Consider the following 9,055-nt stretch of genomic DNA (forward strand, 5'->3'; position numbering starts at 1 on the left):
CTGCGAGCGCTGCTGAGTGGCACGCAACGGACCTACCGATTTCTGGATGACAAGACCGTGACCATCGTGCCGGTGGTGGCATCAACGGAAACGGTCAGCTTCAACTCGAGCTCGGGTACGAGCGCTGAAGCTCGGCATACAACATCCAGTGGCGATCAGGCGGCGACGGCAGAGTCCGGTCGGCCCGTCACCACGTTGGATGGCGTCACCGTGTTCGGGCGCGGTGTCGTCGACACGACGAGAGAGATCCCGCAGACGGTGCGCGCCATCGGCCGGGAGGAGTTCGAGGCCGCCGGCGCCGTGCGGTTGCAGGATGTCATCCAGTTCATCCCGACGGCATCCAGCTTGCTCTCGCAGTTCACGCCTTTGATGAATCTGACCATCCGCGGTTTCGCCGCGAGCACCACGTGGAACGGGTTGCCCATGGGCAGCATGAGCAGCCTCGCGATGCGTGATCTGGCCAATGTCGAGCGTGTCGAAGTGCTCTCCGGTCCCGCTTCCGTGCTGTACGGTTCGATGCAGCCCGGCGCAGTCGTCAACATCGTCACCAAAACTCCTGCCGATGTATTCCACACCGATCTGGGTCTGGAGTATGGCAGTCATGAGCGACAGTTCGCATCGTTCGAAGTGGGTGGGCCGCTGACAGAGCGGGTGCGCGCGATGCTCAGTGTTTCTTATGAGGACACCGGCGCGCCCATGGACCACTGGCGCATGAAGGGCATGATGGTGGCGCCCGTGGTCGAGTTCGACCTGGGGACTGACACCCGGCTGATTCTCGATGGCGTGTTCCGACGCACCGAGTATCCCGAAGGCTATTACGACGGCCGTCGCCCGATCCGCGGCACCCTGTTGCCGAATCCGCTCGGCGAGATTTCTTTTTCCTGGAATCCGGCGTACGAGCCTGGCATCACCGAGCTGACCTACGATCAGAGCAACGTGGTGGCAAGACTGGAGCACGACTTCACGCCGACGCAGTCGCTCAACGTGGCGCTCGCCTACAACCGCTCGGTGCATGATGAATGGTCGATCTTTTCCAACGGCGTCGGCGCCGACAACCGCACGGTGTCGCGCTCATTGTTCATCGCCGATGGCAGGACGACAGAAAACTTCACGGCCCATGTGGATACGCGCGGTGAATTCGACACCGGCCCGCTGAGTCACAAGTATGTGGTGGGTGTCGACTACCGCGATCAACCCATCGCCGATCGTTCGGCGTCGTTCGGAATCACGTCCATCGATGCCTTCAATCCAGTCTACGGCACGGTGGCCCTGCCGAATCCGATACCGTTCGAAACGCGGGATGAGTCGCTGGAAACCATCGAAGGCTTTCTGCAGGACCGCATCTCGGTGGCGCAGAAGTTCCATGTGATTCTCGGCGCGCGTTACTCGGATATTTCCAGCAGCAGCGTCACGCGACGGCTCGACGGAGTCGTGCTTTCATCGACCGGATCGCAGACTGAAGCCTGGTCCACCCAGGCGGGCCTCGTCTACGACTTGACCGACGATGTTTCGTTGTTCGCCAGCCGCAATACATCGTTCACGCCGCGAACCTATCAGCTCGAGTCGGGCGTGGCAGTGGTGGATCCTGAGCGCGGTACCCAATTGGAGCTCGGCGCCAAGGCGGATCTCGGCGCCTCCGGTCTGAGCGGCAATCTTGCGGCATTCCAGATCGAGAAACCCAACGTGCTCACGATCAGCCCCGCCAATCCCACTTACCGAGTGCCGCTCGGCGCGGTGCGCTCACAGGGCGTGGAACTGTCGGTGCAGGGCAATCCCATTCCAGGATGGTCGCTGTATGCCGCGTACGGCTATATGGAAACGGAAGTGACCCAGTCGAACGACGCGGTGCTGCGCGGCAAGGAGTTTCAGAACGCGCCCAAGAACTCATTCACGCTGCTGACCGGCTATGAGATGCAGACGGGCGCTTTAAGCGGCCTGCAAATGTCTGCCGTGGTTCGGCATTTGGGCACGCGTTGGGTGGACAGCACCAACAGCGTCGAGCTACCGAGCTACACGCAGGTGGATCTGAGCGTCAGCTATCCGCTCAACGATCGTTTCAAGTTGAGCGTCTTCGGCAAGAATCTCACGGACGAGGATGCCTGGACCGGGTTCGTCAATTACATGGTGGTGCCCTCGCTCGGGCGAAACTATCTGGTGCGCCTGAACTACAGCCTGTAAGTGCCACGAGGCACTGCAGACATGATGCGCATCCGAGCCTTGGTTTATTGCTTCGCGACGTTCATCGGGCTGGCGCCGGTGGCTGCGTTTTGCGATGAGGCTGACACGAGCAGCGCGGCAGCGCTGCAACGTTATCTCGGCAACTTACCAGCCGTGGGGGAGCTGGTCGGCGCCGAGAATGCCGCGACTTTTGCCTGGGTGAGAACTCTCGCAGGACGTAGCAGCATCTGGATCGCAGAGGGCACAGGGCGCACCGCGCGCGAGCGATGGGCTTACCGTGAAGACGACGGTATTCCACTCTCGCAGCTGAAGCTCTCGCCCGATGGCCGGTATCTGGTCTACGTGCGCGGTAGTTGGCCGAATGCGCAAGGGGAGATCAACAACTCTCTGGATGCGCCCGATGCGCCGGAGCGTGCGCTGTGGGTGCTCGACACCCACGGCGAGACGCCACCAAGACGAGTGGCCGGCGGCAGCACGCCGGCCTTGCATGCACCAAGGATCTCTCCAGACAGCCGCACGCTGACCTATGCGCGCGGTAAAGAGGTGTGGTTGTTTGCTTTGTCATCGGGTGATGCTGAGCGCGCGTTTACAATTCGTGGCTCGGTGCGGGCGCTGGCGTGGTCGCCGGATGGTCAGCGCATCGCGTTCGTCAGTGAGCGTGGCACGCACAGCTTCGTCGGTGTCTTCGAACTCGCCACTCGCCGCGTTACTTATCTGAATCCGGGGCTGGATCGTGATCGCGCGCCAGCGTGGTCGCCCGACGGACGGTGGCTCGCGTTCATTCGCACTCGCGAAGAGGTTCAAACCTATCGTTTCAGCGCACGTCGCGAGGGTATTCCGTGGTCGATCATGGCCGCCGAGATGCCATCGGGCTCGGTGCGTACGGTGTGGACGGCACAGCCCGGCCCGGGCAGTTATTTCTCGGGGCTGGCGAAGAGTCTATCGAGCGGCTTGGGACCGCCGGTCGAGAGCCTCGATCTGATGTGGGCGGCCGGTCAGCAGTTGGTGTTTCCCTGGGAGAAAACCGGCTGGCGGCAGCTGTATCGAATCTCACTCGATGGCGCGACGGCGACACCCGTCACCAGCGGCGCAGGTGAAGTGACGACGGCGCGAATCAGTCGCGATGGTCGAACGATCTTCTTTCAAGCCAATCGTCAGCAGCAGGAACGATTCGATCTGTGGCGCGTGCCGCTCGAGGGCGGTGCCATCGAATCGATTTGGACTGACGGCATGCCTTATGACGAGCCTGCGGTGACGTTGCCCGACGGGCGAGTCGTTTTCATTGGCGAGACCGCCCGCACACCGCGCCAGATCATGGTGCGACAAGAGCGCGGCGTTGCGCGTCCGCTGATCTCTACCGCCATTCCAGGCGCCTTTCCCGCCGCTGAAATGGCGCAACCCGAAGTCGTGGAGCTCAAGGCCGACGACGGCGTCGTTACGCGAGGTTTACTGTTCCGACCGACAACGCCGAGTAAAGACAAACGGCCCGCGCTGGTGTGGGCGCATGGCGGTCCGAGTGACATCGCGTTGCCGGGCGTGAGCAAGTACGACGCACGCTGGCTGCAGAGTGCCGTCTTGTCGGGATACATCGTGCTGGCAGTGAACTATCGCGCGGGAATCGGCTATGGGCTGAATTTCCGGACGGCGCCGGATCAAGGTGGCGGTGGCGGTAGTGACGTGCGCGATGCGATTGCTGCCGGTCGATATCTATGTGCTATGCAGAGTGAGGTCGACCCTCACCGTATCGGCATCTTCGGTCAGTCGTATGGCGGCTATCTCACAACGGCCGCGCTGGCACGCGCGCCCGAGCTGTGGGCGGCCGGTGTGAGCATCGTCGGCGTGGCGGATTGGCAGATGGAGATGGAGCTGGACGAGGGCGGCCAGCCGTTGCCGTTTCGTTTGAAAGAACGCCTGGTGTTGGAAGAACTCGCTTACCAGTCTTCGGCCAACGCGCATCTGGAGCGCTGGCGCGCCCCGATTCTGTTCGTGAGCGGCGATGACGATCAGGCGGGCTGGGTCCAGGCGGCGATTCAGTTGGGACAAAGCCTGCGCCGGCGCGGCATCGAAGTGGATGCGTTGGTCGAGCCGGGCGGTACCCACGGGGGATGGACGCATACGCAAGTGAGCGAGCGCGTACGACGCGCCTTTGCGTTCTTCGATCGGCATCTGAAAGCCGCACGCTGATCGACGATGCGTGTAGCCCTCTTTCGACTCCCTGGATTCGATACGCATCCGCGTGGGCTGGCCACGCTTTATTTCACCGAACTGTGGGAGCGATTCAGTTTCTACGGGATGCGGGCCCTGCTGGTGTTGTACATGGTGTTGCCGGTCGAGCAGGGCGGGCTTGGCTTCTCGGTCGAGAAAGCTGCGGTGCTTTACGGCAACTACACGATGTCCGTGTATCTGCTGTGCGCGCTCGGAGGTTATGTGGCGGATCGCATGCTCGGTCCGGCACGCACGGTGTTGATCGGTGGTTCGATCATCGCTACGGGGCATTTCGTGTTGGCGCTGGGTTCGAGCGCCGCACTGTATGGCGGTTTGGCTTGCGTCGCTATCGGCACGGCATTGCTCAAACCGAATGTCACCGCACTGGTGAGCCGCTTGTACTCAGCCGATGACCCGAGGCGCGACTCGGGCTTCTCGCTCTTCTATATGGGCATCAATGTGGGTGCCTTCATCGCACCGTTGCTCTGCGGCTACCTGGCGCAGGGCGAGGGATTTCGTCTACTGCTGGCCGCATCGGGCCTGGATCCTCGACAGAGTTGGCACTGGGGGTTCGGCGCCGCTGGGATCGGAATGGTGCTGGGTCTCGCCGTGTTCCTGCGCGCCTGGCGGCTCATCCGTGAGATAGAAGCGAAGGCCGGGCCGAGTCCGAAACAATCATCCGGTACGGATTCGTTGCCACGCGAGCTCTCGGCTCGCTGGGGCAGCATCGGCTTTTTCTGCGTGGCCGCGACACTGTTCTGGGCCATGGGCGAGCAAGCGGGTTCCTCGCTGAATCTGTTCGCGGATCGCCATACGCGAACGCAGTTCTTTGGTTGGGACTTTCCATCCGCCTGGTTCCAGTCGGTGAGCGCTGCGTTCGTCATTCTGCTGTCACCGCTGTTCGCTGCGGTGTGGCTGCGTCTCGGCCACCGACAACCTTCCAGTGCCAGCAAAGCGGTCTTCGGCCTGGTGGCAGCATCGCTGTCCTTCGTGATCATGGCGGCGGCTGCGCATGCCGCGGTGCTGGGACCCGTCAGTCCGCTATGGCTGCTGGCGGTGTACTTCACACAGACGCTGGGAGAGTTGTGTCTGAACCCCGTTGGCCAGAGCAACGTTGCGAAGCTCGCGCCACGCAAACTCGTGGGTCTGACGTTGGGTCTGTGGTTCATCGCCATCGCCATGGGCTCGAAGGCAGCCGGGCAGCTTGCGCAATGGTTTGGTCAGGGCGCGCTCGATGAGTTGACGGGCATCTTTCTCAGGCAGGCTGGATTCATCGCCGCTGCGACGTTGCTGCTCGCATTGCTGGTGCCTCGCGTGAATCGGGCCATCCGAAGACTGGAGCGATCATGAGCGACTCACGCCGCCAGCGGACGACGAGCCGCAATCGACACACGATACTCGAGCGTCGCGATTTTCTTCGCGCCCTGGGAATGACGGCAGGCGGTCTGGCGCTCACGGCGTCGGCACCGGCCGTGAGTGCTGTGATTCGGAGCGCGTCCAGCGCATCGGCGATCGACGCTGTGTTCGATCAATCGATCGTCTTCGATGCGCTTGCGATGGGCGATCAGTGGAGCGATCCCGCGCCGCTGTTCCGCGCCTACCGGCAGTCCGGTATCACAGCCATTCATGCAAGTCTCAATACCGGAGGCTTTCAGGTTGCGATGGCGGAACTGGCGGCATGGCAAGGACGCTTCGACCGCTGGCCCGAGCAGTTGCTGAAGATCGTGCGAGGTAGCCAGCTTGCCGAGGCCAAGGCAAGCGGCCGCCTGGGGGTGCTGCTCGGTTTCCAGAACGCCACCATCATCGAGACTGATGTGCGCAATCTCGAGGTTCTGTACGCCGCCGGGGCGCGTTGCATTCAACTGACTTACAACGCTCGCAATCTGCTTGGCGACGGCTGCACCGAGCGCACCGACGCCGGTCTGTCGGACTTCGGCGTAGCGGTGGTGGAGCGCATGAACGAACTCGGCATGGTCGTGGACCTGTCGCACTGTGGTGAAACCACCAGCCGCGATGGCATCGCTATGAGCCGCCGGCCGCCGGTGTTCACGCACACGATGTGCAAGAGTGTTCATGACCACGTGCGAGCCAAGCCGGATGAGTTGCTGACGGCGCTGGCAGACAAGGGCGGAGTGATCGGCATCGTGACGCTCGGCTATTTCATCGGGCCGACAGCGAACACCACGCTCGATGATTATCTGCGTCACATCGATCACGCCGTCAACGTGGCCGGCATCGAGCACGTAGCGCTCGCTTCCGACTACTCCATCTTCGGCATCGAAGCCACCAGCACGCGAGAAAGTTGGTATCTATCGCGACAGAAAATCTTCAAGCCTGAATACAACGTGCGTTGGCCACCGTGGATCGCAGAGCTGGATCGGCCCGAGCGTTTCCGGAACATCGCTCATGGGCTGCACAAGCGCGGTTACCCCGCCGCGCACATCGAAAAAATCCTGGGCGGGAATTGGACGCGCTATCTCACTGACGTGCTGGGCTGATCGGAGATTCTGAATGTTTGCATGCTCCCGATGGATGCGCGCTGCGATGGCTTGCTCGGCAATGCTTCTGTGTGCGGCGGCGAACGCAGGTAACGCGCGTAGTAGCCTCGATGAGCTACTTGGTGCTGAACTAGCCGATTTTCCCGGGCGGGCAGGGCTGTATGTCAAACATCTCGGGACCGGCGAAGTGGCGGGGATTCGAGCGGACGACTCTTTCAACAGTCAGAGCGTCATTAAGATCGCTATCTTGATCCGCGCCTTCCAGCTCGCCGACCGCAAGCAGTTGGATCTCGATCAGCGGATCGAGATTCAGCGTGCCGATCTGCGTGACGGCTCCGGAGTATTGCAGTTTCATTCGCCGGGTCTGGCGCCCACGATTCGCGATCTGCTGTTGCAGATGGTGATCACGAGCGACAACACGGCGACCGATCTCTTGATCGTGAGGATTGGTGGCGTCGAGGCCTTGAACGGCTGGCTCGCCGCCTCCGGCTATCCGAAGACACGCAAACTGAATCGCGGTTGGGAATATCGCCGCAAGCTGCTGACGCTGATCGATGCGCAGTTTGCGCGCTTGACGCCGGAAGAGACCACGGGCTTGCAGTACGCCATGCAGGAGAGTCCGCTCTTTGAACGCTATGCGGCGCTGTTTGTGGGCGAGCGGGCGGCCTGGGTCGATAAGGTGCGCAGCCCCGCGGCGCGCGAGAGCCGGTTGTCCTGGAACCGACGCATGGTGGAGGAGCGGCGTTTCTGGCTCGGCGACATGAATCCGCGCGAGACCGGACAAATGATCGAAGCTATCGAGCGTTGCACGCTAGTCTCCCAGCAGAGCTGCGCGGCGATGAAGTGGATGCTGCGCTCGCAGCTCGCCGGCAGTCGTAGGCTGCCGCATTTTCTCAATGTGCCGGTGGCGCACAAGACCGGCGACAGCGCACTGATCGCCAACGATGTCGGCATCGTCTACGCGCGCAGCGGCGCCATCGTGATGGCGTTCTTCGTGAATGGCATCACCGGCGCGCTGGGCGATGCGGAAGATCGCATGGGCCGTATCGCGCAACGAGTCGTCGCTCATTTCGATGGCGCCGCAAGCCGTCCCGACGCGCCGTGATCGGCAATCGCAACAACACTGTGTCAATGAACTCCTATTTAATGACCGAGCGCTTGTGGGTGCCAGTGCGATCCGTGCTGGTGACGATGATGTTGGTGATTCTCGCACCGACGACGAGTGCAATGCAGACAGCGGAGCAAGTCGTTCAGCGCGACTATGTTTGGTTGACTGCCGAGCAACCCTCTGGCTCCCAGACGGTGAAGGTCTTTGCCGATGGTCGCGTGTCGGTTCATTTCAAATATAACGATCGCGGTCGCGGCCCGGACACGACCACCGACATGAAGTTCGACGCCGATGGCGTGCTTGCCTCGTACGCCTCGCGGGGCGTGAATCATATGAAAGGAAGCGTCGACGAACGCTTCGAGATCCGGCGGGGGCGGGCAGTTTGGAGTTCCTCTCTGGAACGGGGCGAGGCGTCGGCGACACCGCGCAAGCTCTACTTTCCAGTCAACCACCCGCCCGAATATTGGGCGGCGCTGATACGCGCAGCGCTGGTGCGGCCGGACCGGCGGATCGAGCTGCTACCCGCGGGCATCGCGCAGGTGACGGACGTGGCGTCACTTGCGCTTGCTGTCGAGGGCGTGTCCCGTACGGCGACGTTGTATGAGATCGCCGGCCTCGACATCGCGCCAACCTATGTTTGGTTGGATGAGCGCGGTGAGCTGGTGGGCTACGGCGCCGGCTGGTTCAGTATTCTGCGCACGCAATGGATCTCACATCTGTCGGTGCTACGCTCGGCGCAGAAGCAAGCCTTGGATGAGCGTATTCGCGCCGAGACGGTCCGCTTCCGACAACGCGTCGAGGCGCCGATTGCGATCGCCGGCGTGCGGATTCTTGACGTGCGGTCCGGCCGATTGACGGAGCCTGTGACCGTCCTGCTGCGCGATGGCTTGATCGCCGGCATCGATGCCACCGGAGCGATCGTTCCGACGGAGGCGCACCGGATCGAAGGCGGCGGCAAGACGCTGATGGCCGCGCTGTGGGATCTGCATGGCCACATCGACCCGTCGGTGTATCTGAACTACATCGCCAGTGGCGTGCTGAATGTGCGCGACATGGGGAACGAGCC

6 protein-coding genes are annotated in these 9,055 nt (G+C 62.2%); all 6 read left to right on the forward strand.

All coding sequences use genetic code 11. From position 1 onward, the window contains the following. Window positions 1-2,178: TonB-dependent siderophore receptor (locus JNL55_RS22780; protein ID WP_293859409.1), on the forward strand; the 2,178-nt coding region annotated here is incomplete at its 5' end. A gap of 21 nt (window positions 2,179-2,199) precedes the next feature. Next, window positions 2,200-4,362: a prolyl oligopeptidase family serine peptidase gene (locus tag JNL55_RS22785; RefSeq protein WP_293859412.1), complete on the forward strand. Its 2,163-nt coding sequence runs from the start codon at window positions 2,200-2,202 to the stop codon at window positions 4,360-4,362. 6 nt (window positions 4,363-4,368) lie between these two features. Then, window positions 4,369-5,733: a peptide MFS transporter gene (locus JNL55_RS22790; protein WP_293859415.1), complete on the forward strand. Its 1,365-nt coding sequence runs from the start codon at window positions 4,369-4,371 to the stop codon at window positions 5,731-5,733. Continuing rightward, window positions 5,730-6,881, forward strand: a complete 1,152-nt coding sequence (locus JNL55_RS22795; RefSeq protein WP_293859418.1) for a dipeptidase — start codon at window positions 5,730-5,732, stop codon at window positions 6,879-6,881. Before JNL55_RS22790 ends, JNL55_RS22795 begins: the two co-directional genes overlap by 4 nt. 61 nt (window positions 6,882-6,942) lie before the next feature. Beyond that, complete coding sequence (locus tag JNL55_RS22800; protein ID WP_293859421.1) at window positions 6,943-7,986, forward strand: serine hydrolase; 1,044 nt, start codon at window positions 6,943-6,945, stop codon at window positions 7,984-7,986. A gap of 26 nt (window positions 7,987-8,012) precedes the next feature. Continuing rightward, window positions 8,013-9,055: hypothetical protein (locus JNL55_RS22805; RefSeq protein ID WP_293859424.1), on the forward strand; the 1,043-nt coding region annotated here is incomplete at its 3' end.

Origin of the sequence: Steroidobacter sp., assembly GCF_016790065.1 — a bacterium.
Classification (GTDB): Bacteria; Pseudomonadota; Gammaproteobacteria; order Steroidobacterales; family Steroidobacteraceae; genus Steroidobacter.